Annotated in this window: 9 protein-coding genes and 1 pseudogene; 7 read left to right on the plus strand and 3 right to left on the minus strand. The window is 41.1% G+C overall.

Annotation, left to right across the window (positions count from 1 at the left end; all coding sequences use genetic code 11):
• Positions 1-216 precede the first annotated feature (216 nt).
• From C8N37_RS03720 to C8N37_RS03740, 6 genes and pseudogenes are all read left to right on the plus strand, one after another.
• Complete coding sequence (locus tag C8N37_RS03720; protein WP_108157605.1) at positions 217-3,465, plus strand: SusC/RagA family TonB-linked outer membrane protein; 3,249 nt, start codon at positions 217-219, stop codon at positions 3,463-3,465.
• A 14-nt stretch (positions 3,466-3,479) separates the two neighbouring features.
• On the plus strand, positions 3,480-5,000 hold the full coding sequence (locus C8N37_RS03725; protein WP_108157606.1) for a RagB/SusD family nutrient uptake outer membrane protein: 1,521 nt from the start codon (positions 3,480-3,482) through the stop codon (positions 4,998-5,000).
• A 30-nt stretch (positions 5,001-5,030) separates the two neighbouring features.
• Positions 5,031-6,254 (plus strand): YdcF family protein, encoded by a 1,224-nt coding sequence (locus C8N37_RS03730; RefSeq protein WP_244914330.1) that lies wholly within the window; start codon positions 5,031-5,033, stop codon positions 6,252-6,254.
• 101 nt (positions 6,255-6,355) lie between these two features.
• Positions 6,356-8,416: a glycoside hydrolase domain-containing protein gene (locus C8N37_RS03735; protein ID WP_108157607.1), complete on the plus strand. Its 2,061-nt coding sequence runs from the start codon at positions 6,356-6,358 to the stop codon at positions 8,414-8,416.
• A gap of 122 nt (positions 8,417-8,538) precedes the next feature.
• Positions 8,539-8,712 carry a hypothetical protein gene (locus C8N37_RS22730; RefSeq protein WP_170114457.1) on the plus strand — a complete coding sequence of 58 codons (174 nt, stop codon included), beginning with the start codon at positions 8,539-8,541 and terminating at the stop codon, positions 8,710-8,712.
• Positions 8,713-8,931: 219 nt separating this feature from the next.
• Positions 8,932-9,701 (plus strand): annotated as a pseudogene (locus C8N37_RS03740) (Rpn family recombination-promoting nuclease/putative transposase).
• Positions 9,702-11,282: 1,581 nt separating this feature from the next.
• Here C8N37_RS03740 and C8N37_RS22910 read toward each other — a convergent pair.
• The 3 genes from C8N37_RS22910 to C8N37_RS03765 are packed head-to-tail and all read right to left on the minus strand — an operon-like array spanning position 11,283 to position 17,976.
• On the minus strand, positions 11,283-13,343 hold the full coding sequence (locus C8N37_RS22910; RefSeq protein WP_211322184.1) for a family 16 glycosylhydrolase: 2,061 nt from the start codon (positions 13,341-13,343) through the stop codon (positions 11,283-11,285).
• A 3-nt stretch (positions 13,344-13,346) separates the two neighbouring features.
• Complete coding sequence (locus C8N37_RS03760) at positions 13,347-14,897, minus strand: RagB/SusD family nutrient uptake outer membrane protein (protein WP_108157611.1); 1,551 nt, start codon at positions 14,895-14,897, stop codon at positions 13,347-13,349.
• Between the two features lie 25 nt (positions 14,898-14,922).
• Positions 14,923-17,976: a SusC/RagA family TonB-linked outer membrane protein gene (locus C8N37_RS03765; protein WP_108157612.1), complete on the minus strand. Its 3,054-nt coding sequence runs from the start codon at positions 17,974-17,976 to the stop codon at positions 14,923-14,925.
• 170 nt (positions 17,977-18,146) lie between these two features.
• Here C8N37_RS03765 and C8N37_RS03770 point away from each other — a divergent pair, with 170 nt between their 5' ends.
• Entirely contained in the window at positions 18,147-21,041 is a 2,895-nt protein-coding gene (locus C8N37_RS03770; RefSeq protein ID WP_108157613.1) for a triple tyrosine motif-containing protein, read from the plus strand.
• The last annotated feature ends 138 nt before the right edge of the window (positions 21,042-21,179 follow it).

Below are 21,179 nucleotides of genomic sequence, written 5' to 3' on the forward strand. Positions count from 1 at the left end.
TGTATTAAATGTTTTGCGGAAACAAACCTAGGCAATCCACTATGGAAAAGCAAGTTTGAAAAGTTTACTTACCACTAATCTTTTCTATTAAGGCTATTGTTGAGCATGCAGCCAATCATGCCTTTGTTAATCATTTCATAAGCTTGGGGTAATCCTCACTTAACAATCAACTTATAGCTTTGCCGCTAATCAATCTTATTTGTAAAGGCAAAACTCATGTACTTTAAATCATCTAGACTATTGTGGCTGTTATTACCACTTACATGCCACTCTCTACCTACAGAAGCAAGCAATTTAAGAATAGCCTTGTTGAAAAGCGAACTGAATATTCAACAGCAGCTATCCGGAACTGTGCTCGATGCAGATGGTCAGCCCATTAGCGGAGCTACCGTCCGTAATCTACGCACCCAACAAGATTATCAGACCGACCAGAACGGTAAATTTGTGCTGGAAGGAAAAGTAGGAGACACCATTTCTATACGGTTTATTGGCTACGCCACAGCGCAGCATACCGTTACTACTTTAAGTGGATTTCAGATCAAATTGGTTTCAGAAGGCCAGCAGCTCGAGGAGGTGATGGTATCCATTGGTTACCAAAAAATCCGTAAATCTGATGTAACAGGAGCGATTGCAAGTGTAAAAGCTGAAGAGCTCAACCTGACATCGCCTAAACTTTCACAAGCCTTAGTGGGCAAAGTAGCCGGTGTACAAATCATGCAAACAAGCGGAGCACCGTATGAGGGAACTAAAATTAAGGTGCGCGGTATGGGTTCTATCAATGCAGGTTCAGATCCGCTATATGTTATTGATGGCTATCCGTCGGGCAATAACTTGAATATCAATCCTAATGATATCGAGACCATCGATATCCTCAAAGATGCTGCTTCTGCCGCGATCTATGGTTCCAGAGCGGCAGGTGGTGTGGTCCTCATTACCACCAAACGCGGTAAAGAGGGGCGTAGTCAAGTAGATTACGAAGTATTAGGTGGTTTTGGGCAGCTATCAAAAAAGATAGATCTATTAAATGCTGCCGAATTTATCGACTTGTTGATCGATGGTCGTAATAATGCTTACAAAGATCTGGTCATCGGTAAAGGATTGACTTGGAATGATAATATGCGCTTAGACAGCAATGCCGATCGTGTCGCGCGTGTCAGTAACGCCGGTTCGGTGTCGATTCCAGAAGAATATTATGATTTTTCCACTGGCTTGGCCAAGAAAGCAAAATATGATACCGATTGGCAGGATGCTTTATATCGAAATGCGCCTTTTCAAAGACACAATGTATCGGCATATGGTGGAAATGATAAAAATAGATATTTTTTGAGTACTTCATATCAAGATCAAGAAGGTATTATGTTGGGTACAGGGCAAGAGGTTTTTAACTTCAGAGCCAATGTCGATGCCAAAGTGAGCAAGCGCCTTACTGTAGGTGCCAACGTATCTTTCACCTATAACGATAACAATGAAGTGACTACAGGTCGCTATGACAGCAGCCCTTCTATGGCTGCATTGATTTATTTACCTACGTTGCCCGTTTATAATGAGGATGGGAGCTATGCCAAATTTTTGATGGCAGATCTATCGGGCAATAACTATGGCGTACAAAATCCGGAAAATCCATTAGCCTATGTCACTGAGATCAAGAATAATAGACGTGGAAAGCGCGGACTATATAATGCTTTTGCTGATTTCTCTATCTTAGAAGGTTTGAACCTTAAGGTAAATGGTGGTTTGTCAACTTACGACGAGAAGCACGATTATTATCGACCTACCAGTATTTCAAATGGCAATAATGCACCCTATTCAAATTCTGCAAAAGCCGCCGCTTATGCCGATGCTACTACCCGTGGCGAAATCGACAAGCTAGTCGAAACCACGTTAAATTATAACAAGACATTTGCAGATAAGCATCAAGTAACTGCCCTGCTAGGCTATTCGGCACAAAGGACAGATATCGACTATATGTCTGTTCGTGCCAATGGATTTCAGAATGATGCGATCGATGAGATCACTAACAAAGGAGCAGATCCGTCAAATTTCCAATTGCGGGGCGCATACAAAAGAGTTACCACACTACAGTCTTATTTCAGTCGGGTGAATTATAGCTTTGATGCCAAATATTTTCTATCCGCGTCATTTCGTACAGACGGATCATCTCGGTTTGGACCGAATACCAAATGGGGAACATTTCCTTCTGTTTCTGCCGGTTGGACGATCTCCAAAGAAGATTTTTATGACGATTGGTTAGGTGCTGGGTCGATGGTAAAATTGAGAGCGAGCTGGGGTAAAAGTGGTAACAACAATATTGGAGATTATAATGCCATCACCACCTACAATTCACCCACAGGTGTGATCATTGGCAATAAAGTGGAAACCTCCCTTGCGCCAGGAGATTTACGTGATCCAAAATTAGGTTGGGAAACCACCTCACAGTACAATACCGGATTGGATTTTGGGCTTCTCCGAGGTCGATTGAATATCATGACCAACTTCTATTTGAGCCGTTCGTCCAATATGTTGTTCAACCAGCCGATCACGGCAGTATCTGGAGCGACTACGATCTTGACCAATCTGCCTAATAGTAAAGTTGAAAATAAAGGGTTTGACCTTCAGATCGACGCAAACTTAATTCGTAAAACGGACTTTGATTTAGGGATCAGTGGCAATATCAATGTCAACCGCAATAAAGTACTTGATCTTGGTGGAAGCTCTACTATTATGACCAATGGGGCAGAGCGTTCATACATCACGCATATTACACAAGAGGGCAGCCCAATCGGTACGTTCTACGGATTTAAAGTGTTGGGAGTAGCAACTGAAGAGAATTATAAAAATGTCGCACCATCTGCAGGTTCGACCAATCCATTGCAACCAGGCGATCTTTATTTTGAAGATGTGGACGGTAACGGAATCGTGAATGATGAAGACAAACGTATTATCGGTAGTCCGCATCCTGATTTTACCTATGGTTTTGCGATCAATACACGATATAAAAACTTTGACTTGAGAGCGTCTTTTAATGGATCTCAAGGAAATAAAGTATTGGATGGTTATGATTACTACCTGTATAATATGGAAGGCTCGGGCAATCAATATGCAGATGTGGCGCAACGCTATAGATCGGCCTCAAATCCGGGCAACGGCGAAGTGTACCGTGCCTCACGAGGCGGAACCCAGAGCAACAGCACACGTTTGTCTACTTTTTACCTACAAGATGGTTCCTTCCTTAGGATGACCAATATCATCTTGGGTTACAGCTTACCAACTGCAACTGCCAATAAGTTATCTCTTTCAGGAATAAGGATATCCGCAAGTGTAGACAATCCATTTACCATTAGCAAATACAAAGGTTACAATCCAGAGCCCGACTACAACCAGCGCGGTAATCTGACTCCTGGGGTAGATTACGGTTTATATCCTTTGGTGCGTTCATTCAATCTTGGATTAAAAGTTACATTCTAAAAAAATCGACTATCATGAAAAAAAGATATTTATTACCCTTCGTTCTTTTAGCACTATCCTCTTGTGATAAAGGATTTTTGAATCAGGAAAATCCTAATGAGGTATCAGTCGGCGCATATTTCAAGTCAGAAAACGACGTTTTATTAGCTGTGAATGGTTTATACCAAGCATTGCGCTCAGGAAGCACTATCGGCGAGTCTAGTGCACTTTACAGTGAAGAGCGTTCGGACAATACCGGCCGCGATGATAACCAGTCCAATGCAGGTGAACCCTTCCAGTTTAATGATTTTTCGATATTACCGAGTAATTCCTATATCAAGACACACTGGTCAGCGATGTACGATGGAATTGCACGCTGCAATACGCTATTGTCCAATATCGACCGCGTAACATTTACCGACAATGCAGTCAAAGAACGATACATTGCCGAGACGAAGTTTGTGAGAGGACTCTTATATTTCCATATGGTACGCAAGTTTGGTGATATTCCGTTGTCAACAGTCGAGATCACGACCAAAGAGCAAGCTGCCGAAATTGCCTATAGACAGAAAGAGTCTACTGTTTACCAGCAGATCGTAACTGATCTGACTGATGCCCTGAACAGCAACCTGCCCAATGTGCAGTGGCAGTATGCTGTGGGTCGCACCTCCAAAGCAGCCATCAATGCTATTTTAGGACAAGTCTACCTGACAATGGGAGCCACTTTAGCCGGCGATAAACAAGTTAATTTTCAAAAAGCAGAGCAATATTTAGCAGCATCATACGGAATGCGTACGTTCGGAAAGCTTACCGAGATCCCTTATTCAGAAGTTTTTGATGTGAGCAAAAAAAGTACCTGTAAAGAATTAGTGCTGCAAGTTCAGTATCTGCAAGGTGATCAAAACTACAGTTCAAGTATTGCGCGTAATAATCAGGCAAGAGGAGAAAATATCAATTCAAAATTTGTATCAACAGGTATTGGAGGCAATGTGAAGCATGATCTGGTAAAAGATTATGAAGAACAAGATCTGCGCAAAAGCTTTTCGATCAAGTTTGCCGAACATGCACAAGTTAAAGACTGGTTTATCACCAAATTCAGAGACAACAGTGAAGCCGCAGGAACCGAGGGAAGAGGAGGAAATGACTGGATACTGATCCGTTATGCCGATGTAATGTTGCTCTTGGCAGAAACGAAGATGCATTTAGGTAAAGATGCCGAAGCCATTGCTTTGCTCGATGAAGTTAGGCTTCGAGCAGGCTTACCATCATATGCAGTTTCAAGGACTAGTGCCAGCTACGCAGCCAAATACCCGACATTGAAAGATGCTATTTTGCATGAGCGCCGTGTAGAACTAGCCTTTGAAAACCACAGATGGTTTGACCTCATCCGCAATTATGATGCAAATGGACTGGTCGATTATTTTAAAAAGAAGAGTCAGGCCGACTATGGCAATGCCAAATTATCCAATATTACGATTAAGGATCGCTATTATCCGATACCATTTGACGAGTATAAGTTAAATCCTGAAAAGATGTATCAAAATACAGGATATTAACTATTGAAATCTATGTTTATGATCAATACCATGACCATATGGCTTCTGGCCCTTCGGACATTCTTTTCGAATGTATCCTGGGGACAGGAGTTTCATAGCGATAGAAACCCGCAAGATTGGGTGATCGCCAAAAACTATTATGCCACCTTTATCCTAGGCCAAGATACGGCACTGACGAAAGAATTATTGACCCTTCCAGAAGTTCAACATCTGCTGAAACAAAGACATAGCCGCTACCTCAATAATACTAAATGTGCAGACGTAGCCTGTTTTCTCGATGCTTTCAAATGGAAGCATCAGGAGATTGATCTCTTGGTGAATATCTTTGTTGCTAAATCCAAAGGCCAAGTAGGGCAATCATTCCGTAAACGACTGATGGATTCTCAGACCTATGGGCTGTCACAAGGAAAGAAAGCAGATGAATATCTTGCTCGCGCGTTGCGACAAGATCTAGAAGCGATGAACTACGTGATCGATGTCTATGCCGGAGCTAACAAACCCAATTACCCGCGCATCGATTCGATTTCTTTTAATATTGCCAGCAAATCTTATCTGTACCTGCTCAAAGACGTGGCACAAGACGTTCTCAAAGACGTGCGGCAACCTAATCTGGCTTTCTACGAGTCTCTTTGGACAGCTGTAAGGTTGTTGGAGGTCAACGAAAGGTGGGATGCGGCACAGCTGGAACCTCTCATGGAGCAGGAAAATAAGAAAGCATACGAAGCGATCCGTACAACAGATTTTAAGCGATATCCTTACAGTCTTCTCCTAACTTTGGGAGCAGGTCCAGATCAATACGATCAGCCTATCAGCCCAGGAGGGATGTTACGTTCCAGAATGGCGGCACGGAGTTACTTTGACGGGCTGGCACCCTTTATTGTGGTTTCAGGAGGCCGTGTGCATCCCTATAAGACACCCTATATCGAAGCGCTGGAGATGAAAAGATACCTGATGCAGGTACTTCAGGTGCCTGAAGAAGCCATCTTGATTGATCCACATGCCCGACATACCACCACTAATCTCCGTAACACCGCTCGTATCTTGTTGACTTACGGATTTCCTCCAGATAAATTTGCAATCGTCAACAGCAGTGTGCCGCATATCGATGCCGTTCAAAATATGGCCGATCGTTGTATACGAGAATTAGGTTATGTGCCTTATGAATTGGGAAAACGTATCAGTGAAGTCATTGTGGAATTTAAACCTCGGGTAGAATCACTAACCATTGATCCAGATGAACCGTTAGATCCGTAGCATTTTTTGATAGCTGTATTAACAATTTTCAAATTCATCCATAATTCACACCAAAATTAAAGTAATTTACAGGTCTATTTTTAGGACCTTTAAATAGCGTTATGAAAAAATACTTGAGACAATTATCGACCAGCTTTCTAATCACCTTAAGTCCTGTGTTAGTACTTTATGCCCAGTCAAAGACCGAACTCACAAATGTATTTTTAGGATCTTCCGGCGATCACGGACAACTGTCACCGGCAGCATCTTCGCCATTCCATCAGATGAGTATCGCACCCCAAACCTATCCGACGTTGCATATGGGCTATGAACATCTAGCCAAGGAAGTATTGGGATTTACGCACAATAGATTTGAAGGAGTAGGTTGTAAGGGTAGTGGTGGCCTGATTTTGGTAAAGCCATTTTTGGGACTTCAGGATGATGGCAAACCTCTGATTAAAGAGCAGGAAAAGGCCGGGCCAGGATATTATGATATTGCCTTAAAGAGTCGTATAAAAGCACAATTTTCGGTACATGAAAACTTTGGAATCCATGAATACACGTTTCCCGTAGGAGATAAAGGGTTATCGTTAAATCTCGCTCATGCTTTCAATGGTGCATTTGTCTCCAATACGTACACGCTTACAAAGGACGCTGTGCTCAAAGGAACTATTCGATCAAGAACAACTTGTGGGGTGGGCATATACAGCGTCCATTATGCCATCGCTGTAGCAAACAATAGCCAGTGGAAAGGAGCAGACAATCTCTTGACACTTCACCTCGACAATCAAACACAAAAGGTTACATTGCGTATTGCTTTTTCTGCCGTGAGTACCGATTATGCCGAGGCGACTTTAAAAGCCAATAGCACTAAAACCTATGCTCAGGTAAAGGCTGCCTCAGATCATCGTTGGGAAACTTACCTGTCAGGTATCACGGTCAAAGGAGATCCTAATCGCGAGAAACTCTTTTACTCCTTGCTTTATCGCACCCTGCAGTCTCCTTATCAGATCAATGAATCAGATGGTCATTATAGGGGTACAGATGGCCAGATTCACCAGTCCAAAGGCAATCGCTACCATGGATGGGCCATATGGGATAATTACAAAACACAGCTTACCTTGTTAGAACTGCTATATCCAGAGCAGTATCAAAATATCGTTTCTTCGGTTTCAGATCTTTATCGTTATGGCAAGTTTGATTTCGCAGGACCAAACGAGCCTGCAAACTCCGTTAGGACAGAACATGCAGCTGTTGTGCTTTTAGATGCGAGTAAGAAGGGATATGATATTCATTTATCCGCTATCCGTGATTCCTTAGTGCGGGATACCATGCGTTTCGATTTTTCAAAACCCGATAAAAATTTAGAAGCCGCTTATGACATGTGGGCTATGGCAGGTTTGTTACCAGCAGATCGCAAGCACTACCTCGATCGAGCCAGCAGCTATGCCGGTGTTTGGTTAAAGGAATTTAAAGATCTCGCCCGTCCGGATGTAGATCGTATGTCGGCAAGAAATATGTATCAAGGTACAGTTAGGCAATATCGCTGGAATGTACCATTTGATATGCAGGGACTGGTCAATCTGGCTGGAGGCAAAGAAGCATTTACAGCGCAATTGGATGATTTTTTTGATCATCATTATTTTAATCGCGCCAACGAACCCGATATACAGTCACCCACATCCTATTATGCCAGCAGTAAGCCATCACGCTATCAATCATTGGTACGGGAGCTGGCTCTGGATACGGTCATACAATATTACTTTAATGACAATAGCCGTGGTATCGATCCCTTCATAGACCAGGTATACAAGAACCAACCTAAAGCATTTGTACGGACCATGGATGACGATGCCGGCGCCATGTCAGGCTGGTTTGTATTGACGGCATTGGGCCTACATCAGCCTTTGATCGGACAGCCTATCTATTATGTCAGCGTCCCCTTATTTCCAGAGATCGTTGTACAGCGGGGAGAGCAGAAACTTAAAATCAAAGTGATCAACTATAACGATAAAAACAAGTATGTCAAACGGATTTTGCTCAATGGTAAAGATATCGACAGACTTTGGTTGCATCATGACGAACTCCGTAAAGGTGGATTACTGGAGATAGAAGCCAGTCCGGAGCTCTCCACTTATGGTGCGGAAAATATCTGGGTTTCAAGTTTGAAAGATCTAGATTAACAGCGAATCCAACCGATCTATACACAACCGTTTGGGATAAACAAACGGCTGTGTATAGCATAAAATAATGATCGTATCTATATATTAAAAGAGCTTATCAATTACTGGTTTAAAGGGAGTGATTGGATAAAGAGTTTGAGTCTTTATTTCCTCCAGAGCCCAACGGTAAGGGAGTGCGTTTTGTAGATAAGTTTATCACCCTTCGGTTTACTTGTCTATTTCCTGTTCTATCTGACAGAATTGCTCAATTTGCAGTAGCCGACAGCAAACGACTACTGTCGACTACAAACGATTAATAAACGGCTAATATTTTTAGTTTTTATCATATTTGGTTTATCTAATTAATGACTTAAGCAAACCACAAAAATTATGTTAGCCCATTCAAAACCCGTATTTATTGATCCGACCACCGATGAGGGATTCAAACGTTTATTTGGAGACAAGATCAACCTGATCAATTTTCTTAACATCATCTTTCGCGGTCGCAAGAGGAGATCGGTAAGGTTATCTTTGATCTGGTTGTCCAACTCAGTACAGGGGAGGAAATTATTATCGAGATGCAGACCAGTACACAGACCAATCTTAACAGCGCATGCTATACTATGCCAGCAAGGTTATTTCAGATACAGCTCCCAAAGGCAATCGAAAGTCCTGGGGTTATGCCATTCCCCAAGTTTACACCATTGTCCTGATGGACGGTTTTCATATGCCGGGAGGTGATCATAAAACCTATTTTCATGATACCTGCCTGTGCAATAGAGATTCAGGACAAATTTTTTATGAAGGCTTGGGGTTTATTTATATGGAATTGATTAACTTTGTTAAAAGCGAAGCAGAGGTTGAAGACGAACTGGACAAAGTATTCTTTATGCTCAAGAATATGTCTACCTTAAAGACCTTGCCACGAATTATGAATTCGGCCGTATTTCAACGGTTCTTTCAGTTTGCCAGCTACGCAAAATTGACAAAGGAGGAACGAACTATGTATGATATTAGTTTAAAACGTAAATGGGATGCCGAAGCAGTGCGGATGTATCAACAGGAACAAGTTGAAGGATTAGAAAAACAATTGGAAGGACTAGAAAAACAATTGGAAGAGGCTAAAAAAGCATCAGTAGTAGCCAAAGCAGAAGGTGTTGCCCAAGGCGAGCACAAAAAAGCTATTGAGACAGCTTTTAATCTTACAAATATGGGTTTACCAGTAGAACAAATTGTTGAAGCTACAGGACTTTCCATCGAAGAATTCCAGAGGATTCTGCGCAGTAAAATCGAAAAACTCAAATAGATCATCTTTTTAAAATATACAGAACCGCTTGAGATGACCATGCGGTTTTTTTTGTGGGTTTGTTATGGATTAAGGGTGACACGCGAGCAATCCTAGTAACTACCTCAATATGCTAACTAAAAATTCGTTAAAAAACATTATTGTACAAACAACTATTTTTGTTTTTTTTAATCTTTTCATCTGCTTATATCAAGTTTCGACTGCTCGTCTGGGCATCCTTGTACTTGAGTCGGGATTGGTTCGAGATTTGTTTGGCAGTTCTTTGACTGCTATTCGGCAAGTTGCCAAAGAAAAACCAAAGAATAAGCATAGAATAACCAAACGAAGTACAAGGCAATGTGCACCAAAGGGGTTGGGAATACCACAGAATAAGCCTTAAAACGGTAAAGAATCGGCAATGAAATACCAAACAAACGGTAAAGAACAAGCAAGGAAATAGTAAAGGTGATGCGAAACGGCAGTTTCTGGCAGCAACCAGATCCATACCAGTTCCTAAGCAGATTCGCACCCTGTTTTACCGAAAGTCGTCTATATACCGCTTCTGCACCGTCTATTTACCGTCCCTGAACCGGGAAATGGACGGTGCATGGACTTTGCAACTGCGGTGCAGGGACGGGGAAGTTTAAAACAAGGTACGAACAAGGTTAAAACAAGGTACGACTCAGATCCAAATAGCCTTGACATCTTTGCTGTTAAATTTGAGGGAAAATAGGGCTTTCAAATTGGCCAAAAGTGTACCGTTAGTGTACGGGTTATTCACGGGGAGTGTACCCATGCGGTACCTAAAGTGTACGGAGAAGCTACTGCGAAGGTGCCAAAGAGCTACTAAAGCCAGTAGCTTGGCTAATGATCTACAGGCGGAGCCTAGACCAACACGGGAACACCGTTGTTCATGTATCTCCCAAGCATGCGTAGTGCATATCCTAAGCAATGGCTAAGCATAGATAGTGTGTAAAAGGGTACCTGTCGATACACTATCCATGCACTATCAACGCATTATCTATGCTTCATCTATACTTTATCGATGCCCGAAAATTGCTTTATTTCAAATAAGCGCTTTTAAACGATCTAATTTATTTTGTCAGGTATTATGAGTGTTTTGAGATTAACAATCTCTCTGATCGCTTAAAATGATTCTTAAATAAGAAGGTTGAGACTATTCAGGATGTTGTGAAGGCTTGCCTCAAAGATTTTTTGCTAAAATTTAAATTTTCAGTGTCGATGATCGCAGTGTTGATGTTTGAATGAAGGGGTCGTGGTAAGATATCCATTTTAAAAATCTGTTTGTGGCTTATGTGCAGCGGTGAAATTGACCGATTGGATTAAAAAAGCAGGAGCTTTCATGTCCGTTTGTTTTATTGTTGTGTATACAACTATATTGAATTTAAAAACAATTTTATGGCGCTGATGCGGTATGTTTAAATCAGAAAAAAGGAGGTGGCATCTCCATGCTAGAAAATTGAATACAAGAGAACCAAAGTGCATGCTATAAAAAAATCTTTCCAGCTCCATACTGGAAAGATTTTTTTGTTAAAATTAGATGTTTTACTTCTTCAATTCCAGATGGATAATGGGAATGATTTAAGGTAGCAATTCATATACCCGGACATAGTCAATTTCAAAAACTGAGGGAAATGATTTTTCATCGATCCCGTTTTTACCACCCCAGTTTCCGCCGATGGCTAAATTGAGCAACCAGTGGAATTTTTGATCAAAAGGCCATTCCGCAAAGGATTTATGTTCGTTTTCAATAGAAAAAATTTCTTGATCATCGATAAATCCTTTGATGTATTCTGGGGTCCAATCTACGCGGTATAAATGGAACACATCGGAAACACCAGCTACCTTTTTTGTGGCCGTTTTTTGAGTATTGATATTGTGGTTATACGCTTGGGTATGTGTCGATATATGCAATACATCTTGATCATAACCCACGTGTTCGAGTATGTCTATTTCACCTGAATTGGGCCAATTGCCATACGTTGATTCTGTAGGCAACATCCAGATCGCTGGCCAAGTACCGCGTCCTTTGGGCAATTTTGCTCGGGCTTCAAATCGGCCATATAAGAAATCACCCTTACCTTTACTGACCAAACGGGCAGAAGTGTAGGGTTTTCCACCTTTACTTTCTTTTAAAGCTTTGATTTTTAAAACTCCTTTGCCTACAATCGAGTTTTTGGAAGAAGACGCGACATAATACTGATCCTCATTATTGCCCCAGCCGTTATATTTTGAACCTACATCGTACGACCATTTTGTCGTGTCTGGTAAGCCTTCGTAATTAAATTCATCTGCCCAAATGGGATCACTTGAAAAACGGTAGGTGTTTTTTGTGCCTGCGGCGCTGATGTTTGACTTATTAGCCGTTACGTAAAAAGGGATGTTGGCTGTAGCCACGTTGTTGTGACCATCGGAAACATAGACAAATAATCGGTATGCGCCTTCTTCTGTGGGAGCTGTAAGCTGTGTGTGCTGTTCACCTTCAGCTGCAATACGTCCTGGAATAGCCTTTGGTCTTTCTTCACGATCACCTCCTTCTTTCAAGTCGGTACTTTCGTGCAGAAGCTCCCAACGTGTGGTGAGTTTGTCTCCATCTGGATCTTGTACAGACACCTGAATAGGATAACTTTTTCCGGGTTTGACATAAACAAAGTCAGCTGCCTTTTTTCCATCCAACAGCAAGGACGATACCTGTGGGGATCGGTTTGCAGGCCATTTTTTTGACCAGAGATATTCCATGACATCTACGACTGCATTTTCTTCACCTGCTTCTGTGAACAAGCCATACCAGGTAGGGGTACGCTCTTGTTTCTGTCCCCACAAAAATACATAAGAACCCAAGCAATGATTGTCTTTTCCGATCGAGGCCTCATAGCGACTTTTGTATACAGCAGCTTTTTCACTACTATTTTCTTCAATAGAAGCAGACCAAGGAGTCTGGGTGACTTCCCAGTGTCCTGTAGGTCCCCATTCGGTGACGATGTACGGTTTTTTCCAACCGACACGTTTTATCTGCTCAGGCACAGAGGCTAGACCGCCATATACTTGAACAGCAATGAGATCGATAGCCGGACATTTTTCTTGGATATAGTCAAACTCCTTTTGGTTGATACCTGCCAGCATAGTGGTCACCAAATGATTGGGATCCAGCTCATGGATCATGGCCGCAATATCATTAACAGCGTCCCAAACTTTGGGATTGCTATAATGCAGGTTGAGCTCATTGCCGATTCCCCAGGCTAAAAGTGCTGGATGGTTTCGGTATTGAAGTACGGTTTTTCGTATTCCTTCCAATTGCTGAGCGACCAGTTCAGGATTGTTATAGTCAAATCCATGCCGTTCAGCGCGGACATCCAATCCTAAGGTGACAGTCAGTCCCAAGCGTTGGGCCTCATCCAGTATTTTGTCGGCATTTTGGGGACTCCAAGTGCGTATGGAGTTACCTCCATACGCTTTTAGACGATCCATATAATTGGTGCCTCCAGCTCCTTTGATAAAATACGGTTGACCGTCACGCTTGATAATATAACCACCGTTTTCTTTAGCGATGACGGTTTTGACGGGTTTGTTTTCTTGCGATACTGCTAGCTGTACGCTAAAAAGGAGCAGGGAACATACAATTCCTATTTTTATATGACTCATAATTTATCTGAAATTAGGATTAGCATCTATTTGCGTTTGTGGTATTGGCAAAGATTCACTCATGCCTGGAATAAATTTAGCGCCAAATACATCTTTTGCTTTTCCAGTACGAACCAAGTCGTTGAAACGTTCGCCCCACCACTCACAAGCAAATTCTGCTCTACGCTCGTCAAGGATCTGGTTTAAAGTGACATTTGAAATTGCTCCTAATTTAGCTCGTTCTCGTACTAATCGGAACGGTTCGTCTCCATTTTGTCCCTTTCTTACTTTTGCTTCCGCATTTAAAAGCAATACATCGGCGTAACGAAGTATCCGGACATTATTGTTTGCGCCATATTCCATTCTTCCTGCTGTCATTTGTGCTTTTGGAAGATACGCTTTTCCATTAAAATATTTAACACCAAATGGATTACCATAAACGACGTCACCACTAGGCGTGGTTGCCGAGGTCGCAGGGTTGCCATTGATTCCACAATAGAGAATAGTTGTTTTTAAACGCTCATTATCTCCACGATTTGTTAGAAAATCGACAATATCTTGCGACGGAGGAACCCATCCCGCACCTGAAATGGGACTTCCTTTTTGATCCCCGGATGGACCTTGCCATTTAAAAAATGTTCCCCAGTCTACTCCCGGACGTACAATATCTCCTGTGCTTAAGCCAAAATCGGAATATTGCAATTCAAATAACGACTCGTTTGCTAGTTTTCCAGGTATCTTAAACAGTTCGTAATAGTTTGGATATAAAGAAAATTTATTGCTCGCAATGATCTTATTGGTTGCATCTAAGACTTCTTCCCAATGGGGACTGCCATTATCATTTCCGGCAAGGTCTGCAGCAGCCTTAGCTTTTAGGAGCAGTGCGGTATATTTGGTGACGGCACCGATATGGATGGACTGATTGGGACGTGCATCTTCGAGATCTTCGATACATTCATTCATTTCAGCCATGATAAATTGTCTTACTTCGGCCGCAGTGCTCTTCTCGATGGTTGCTAGACGTCCTATGTTTTCACTGTCGATCAAAATAGGAACGTTTCCGAAGAGGCGAGAAGCCATGAGATGAGCATAGGCTCTCAGAAATCTTACCTCAGCTTTATATTGCTTATTGAGGATCAGGTCTTTGGTATTGCTCGCGGGTATTTTTGCAGCAAAATTGTCCAGCTCAATCAAAGCATTATTGACTGCGATAACCAGACTGTAATAACTGATCCAAGATTGATTGAGTCCCCAATAGGACTGAACCGTTACATCATTTTGGAAATTTTTGATCGCCATTAACTCTGGATTATCATTTGGATTGGGTGCTGCCTGCAAGTAGTCATCATCACGCATACAGCGTATAGAAAGATCGATCCAATGCACCAGATTGTCGTCTGCTGCTGATCGGTATACCCCAGAAACAGGGCCATACATGAGGGCAGTATTGCTGTAGTCTATTTCTTCCGAACGTTGTTGATTTTCAAGAGGCTTGTCTAAAAACTTTTTACAGCTACTCATGGATAAAGGCACTGCTATACAACTTGCTATGAGGATATATTTAAAGGTATTCATAAGATTAAAAAGTAAGTGTTAAAAATTAAAATGAAACTTTGACTCCTAGGCTGTATGTGGATGCAATTGGATATACATTGGCATCAAATCCCATTTCCGATACTTCTGGTGTAAAACCATTATATTTGGTAAATATAAAAGGCCTATCTGCCGTTACGAATATGCGGGTCGGTAGTTTTGGAAAATCAAAATTATAGCCCAACTGAATGTTTTGAACGCGCAGGTAAGCACCGCTTTCGACAAAGAATGAGCTTGCCTGTAGGTTCCATGAGGCGACAGAGCCTGCTGCGGATGGATGGGTATTGCTTGTACCTTCACCGGTCCATAAATTTTCAACAAAGGCTGCATCCACATTCATTTGATTGTATTTTCTTCTCATCGCTCGGTTGAGGTTATGGATTTTGTTGCCACTTACACCTTGGAAGGCGATACTCATATCAAATTTTTTGTAATCGAATGCTAGGTTGAAACCATAAGTGATCTTTGGAAGGTAGTTCCCTAAATTGATACGGTCGTTTTCATCCAGTTCCCCATTATTATTTTGGTCTTTGTACTGGAAATAACCTGGTACAATAGGGGAGTTTGGATTCTGTTTATTGTATGCACTTGCGATCGGGTCGGCATCGATCTGCGCTTGATTTTGATAGACTCCTGCTACTTCATATCCATAATAATAGTTGATCGGCTCGTTGATCTGGATTCTTGCCGGGAATTCCGCTGACCATTCTGGGTAGCCGTTCATGATATTTTCTAATCCTCCCAGATTTTTGACTGTATTTTTTAATGTGGTTACATTTCCAGCAATAGCATAGCCTAATGCACCAATTTTATCTTTCCATTGAAGTCCGACTTCCCATCCACTGTTGGCTACACTGCCCCAGTTTCCATATACACGATCCCAAGAAAATGGAATTGGTCTGCTGAAAGCCAGATCATGAGTTGTTCTGTGGTAATAGTCTACGGTACCGCTCAAGCGATTGTTCAATAAAGCAAAATCTAGACCGCCATCCCATTCTTCCACGACCTCCCAGCGGACCTGTGAAAAGAATCTGCCGACGCGGTATCCTGGGATTCTTGTACCGTTGGTTGTACCTTCACTACCAAATATTCCTGAAAAATTGTTGCCAGAATACACGGTTGCATACCCTGCATTGGGCTGAATACCGTCATTTCCTAATTTACCCCAGCTTCCGCGTATTTTTAACTGATTGAAAAGCGTCTGATTTTCCATAAACTTTTCCTTAGTCAATACCCATCCTAATCCCACCGATGGAAAATATCCCCATTTCGTTTGATATTTAGAACTTCCATCGGCACGGAAAGTGGCAGTCAATAAATATTTGTTATCATAGTCGTACGTTCCTCTTGTAAAATAGGATATTCCTGCGTTACGAGAGCCCCTTTCACCATATCCCGTTGCCGAACCTATTCCCTGAGCACCCACGCCTACATACCAAAATTCTTCCGATTCGGGTACATCATTGGCCTGTACCCAGGTTTCGCGCCACCGTTCTTCACGTGAAGATTGCCCCAAAAGCACTGTCCAGTGGTGTTTTCCTGCCCCGTCTTTATACGTTAGTAAATTGTCTAAGATATAGTTGTTGTTACGCGCCTGTGCAGATCGTAGAAAAGAGCGATCGTTTCGCTGGTCATTATCGATATAATAAATGGGATTATAACCGATGTTATGTGTGGATTGGTACCGTTGGCTCAGCTGCGATTTGAACGTAATCTTATCTTTCCATAATTCTGCCTCTACGTAAAAACTCGGTAGGATCTGGAATCCTCTAGTCTGATTGTTTCTGTAGAAGGCTGTAGCGACCGGATTGTTGTACCAAAATCCCGATTGCATACCAATTGCGGTACTGGATCCAAATTTTTCAGGTTTCGCAAGTTCGAGCGATGGGTCGTACACCGGATATAAAGGCGATGCAAAATAGGCCTGACGGAAAGCAGCATTATCGGGATGATAGGATTTAAAATTATTTAAATGTGCCATAAATCCAACTTTTAACCAATCTGTGACTTTGGCATCAGCCTGCATGCGCATATTAAATTTTTGGTTATTGTTTTTAGCATCCATGATGCCTTCTTGTTTGACGTAGTTGAGTCCAAACGCATAGCTTATTTTTTCACTTCCGCCCATGACGTCGACATTGTGATTGGTTATTAATGCTTTTGAGCGTAGCAGCTCATTGAACCAATCGGTATCCATCGCCGGATTGGTCTCTGTGCCACCAAATTTTTCAACTGAATTTTTTACAAATGCACCATTTCCCGTGGCAGTAGCATAATGAGCATACTGCTGCGCATTTGCCATTTTTAGCATATTGGTTGGTGTTTGAAAGCCGGCAAAACCATTGTAAGTTACTCGGGATTTCATATTTAAACTCCCTTTTTTGGTCGTGACTAGAATGACTCCATTAGCGGCACGAACCCCATATATCGCTGCTCCAGATGCATCTTTTAAAATAGAGATGTCGGCAATATCGTTGGGGTTTAGGAAGTCAATATTGTCCATAAACATACCATCGACCACATACAAAGGACTTTCATTATTAAATGATCCTACTCCGCGAACCCGTACTGATGGTGTAGATCCAGGCGCACCTGAGCTGACAATCTGTACCCCCGTAACGGCACCTTGGAGGGCATCCATGGGATTAGAAACTGTACGTTTGGCCATATCTTGCATATTGACCGTTGAAATTGGTGCGGTGAGATCGCCTTTTCTTTGTGTACCATATCCTACTACGACGACTTCATCCAGATTAAAATCCGCATTAGCTTTTAATTGGATATTCACTGAATTGCCTGTTATGGCTACAGTTTTTGTTTCATAGCCCAGTGAAGAGACCATCAAATAACTGGAATTTTGAGGAATAGAGATTGTAAAATCTCCATTCTCGTTGCTACTTGTTCCAATTTTGGAATCTCCAGATACGGTAATACTTGCCACGAGCGGAATCCCCAGTTCATTTGTGACTTTACCTGTAATCGTTCTGTTTTGTGCACTTACTGGATTGGTAAGGCAAGACAGAAGAGCAACACTTGCCATGATGCTAACATTATTTCTCATGCTTGATAAATTAAAAATTTAGGAATGTTTATAATTAGCCCAAAATTAGACTTAGATCAGCGTAAGTTAAATTTTTCCACTACTTCAACACTACATCATATTGGGTTTATGATATAAAATTCGGTATATTTGGGGTACGTCAAGTTTACATCAAACCAATATAAATCTTTATGAAGTACCTTTTTGTCCTATATCTTATTGCCTCTTTTTTTTTACCGATTACCTCATCTGGACAACATCTAATTGGATTACCTCTCGTTAATAATTACAATAAAACCGTATATCAAGGGGGGAGCCGTACTTGGGATATCAAACAAGATAGTAGAGGAATCCTATATTTTGGCAATAGTGAAGGGTTGATTACTTTTGACGGGAGATATTGGAAATCTTATGTTTTACCCAACCATACTATTATTCGGTCTTTATGGATTGATGCACATGATCGGATATATGTAGGTGGTCAAGGAGATTTCGGTTATTTTGAACCTGCTGAACAGGGGGGATTGATCTATACTTCATTAAAAGAATTGATACCTGAAGAATACCGTAATTTTGCCGATATCTGGAATACCCTTTCATTGGGACAGTCTGTTTTTTTTAGAGCGACTAATGTGATTTTTGAATTTAAAGGTCAAAAAATAACGGTACATCCCGCTGCTGCAGAATGGAATTTTATGGGAAAGGTGGGAGACTCTTTATTTGCTCAAGATAAAAAATATGGGCTATTGGTGTACCGTAGCCATCATTGGTCTCCATTGATTGCCGCTTTACCGTATAGCAATATGAAAATATCTGCCATGATACCATTAGGTAAGGATCGTATCGTGGTATCCACTTTAAATAATCAGAATTATGAATTGAAAGACAAGGCATTAATCCAATTAAATAAGGAGGGTTGGGAGGATAGTTATACACCATCTTCAGCTCGAATTGATGATTCAACCTTTATTGTGGGCAATGCAAAAGATGGTTGCCATATCCGTCATATGGATGGTAAGACTATACAACGGATCGGTGTTAGGGAAGGATTACAAAACAAGAATATTTCAGCAGTATTTGTTGATCAACAGCAAAATATTTGGGTAGCCAGTGACAATGGTATTTCGGTGATCTCCTACGGATCTGCTGTACGATATTTGAGACCAAATCTCGAAAATGATGTTACTGGTTTATCTTCCTTAATTTTTGACTATAAGCTGTACTTATCTTCTTCAAATGGAGTTTATGTGGCCCCTATCACCAAGGGGATGAAGGATCAAAGCCGTTCATTGAGTTCATTTTCACTTTTTCCAAAAAGTGATGGTGGAGAGGCATGGCTCTTAAAAGAATTAAATGGTCACTTATTACTTGGACATAATAAAGGGCTTTTTCAGGTAAAAGATCAATCTTTAATACCCTTGTCCAATCGGACTGGTATTTGGAATGTATTGCCATTAAGCTCGGTATATCCGATAGATCATGCTGTCGTGGGAACGTATCAGGGTTTAGAGTTACTTCATTATGACCATGGTAGCTTTCATTCTGGAGGACAGCTGCGCGGGATACTTGATTCTTATCGTTTTATAGAGCAGGATGATCGAAAAACAATCTGGGCTTCACATCCCTATCGGGGTATTTACCGCATGCGACTTGCAGCAGATAGACAATCGTATCAAGCAGATCTATTTACTAAAAAAAATGGTTTGCCTTCTGATTATCAAAACTATGTATTTAAAATAAAAGATCAAGTTGTATTTGCAACAGAAAAGGGGATTTATAAGTATGATTATGGCAATCATGTTTTCGTACCTGCACTTGATTTTAAAGTATTTGATGGACTCACGATTCGTTATTTAAAAGAAGATCAGGATGGAAATATCTGGTTTTGTACAAATAAATATGTAGGAGTAGCACAATTTGATCCAAAGGGGAAAACGTATCAGCTGGTCAAATTTCCTGAAATGGAAGGAATGAATACCTCCGGCTTTGATCATATCAATACGTATGATAAAAATAATATCTATATCGTTGCGGAAAAAGGAATTATTCACCTTAACTATGAAAAGTATATCAAAGAAGCACGTAAACCAACGGTACTGTTATCACAGGTAACTGTAAAATCCAGTCGTGATAGTATTATTTTTGCAGGCTATTTTCCTAAAAATTTAAGCGGCAATGATAAGAAATTGAATGCTGACGAGCCACAACTAGCTTCTAATTTGAATTCTTTTCAATTTGCTTTTTCATCGCCCAGTTTTGGGATTCATGAACATGTGGAGTTTAGTTATCAATTAATCGGTTATGACGAAAATTGGTCTCCATGGGCTCATATTTCTGAAAAATCATACACCAATCTTCCGAGTGGTCACTACCGTTTTCAAGTGAAAGTTCGGAATAATCTCAATCAGATCTCCGAAGTATCGTCTTATGGTTTTACGATTTTACCGCCTTGGTATCTAAGCTTGTGGGCAAAGTTTGTATATGTCATCTTGGGTGTATTTGCTGTATATGGTTTTTTCACCATACAGAAACAAATATGGAAAAGGCAGCGTCTCCAGTATGAAAAGAAAATGGAACAGCTTCGGTATATCCATCAACTTGAAATTGAAAAAAGCGAAAAGGAAATTGTCAAACTTAATAATGAGAAACTAGAACAAGAAGTGATGGTCAAAACCAAGGAGTTGGCAAGTGCAAGCATGAAATTATTAGAAAATTCTGGAACTCTAGTTAAAGTTCGTGATGAATTGGCAAAATTAGAAATCGGTGAGGAAGAGGCATCTGATTTAAAACGTGTCCATAGTTTATTGAAAGATGTGGAGAAAAATAGTGCAAATTGGGATCAATTCGCCTCCCATTTTGATGAGCTCAATGATGGTTTTTTGAATAAGCTAAAGTCCAACCACTCTGGACTATCACGTAATGATTTAAAAGTGTGTGCCTATTTAAAACTGAATTTCACGACCAAGCAAATCGCGCAATTGCAAAATATTACGGTTAGGGGTGTGGAAATTCACCGTTATCGATTACGTAAAAAATTGCCGGTTGGAAAAGATCAATCATTAAGTGATTTCTTGAATGAAATCTGATGTACTAGCACATGCGCCTCAGTCAGCTAGGAAATAGCTATGGTTATGAATTTCATCTTTTGGGTGGTATCTTATTGGAAGAGCTTAATCGAAATTTGACTATGGACCGTAAGTCCATAGTCATTGTATTCATTAGAA

This window comes from Sphingobacterium faecium, assembly GCF_003054045.1.
Classification (GTDB): domain Bacteria; phylum Bacteroidota; class Bacteroidia; order Sphingobacteriales; family Sphingobacteriaceae; genus Sphingobacterium; species Sphingobacterium faecium.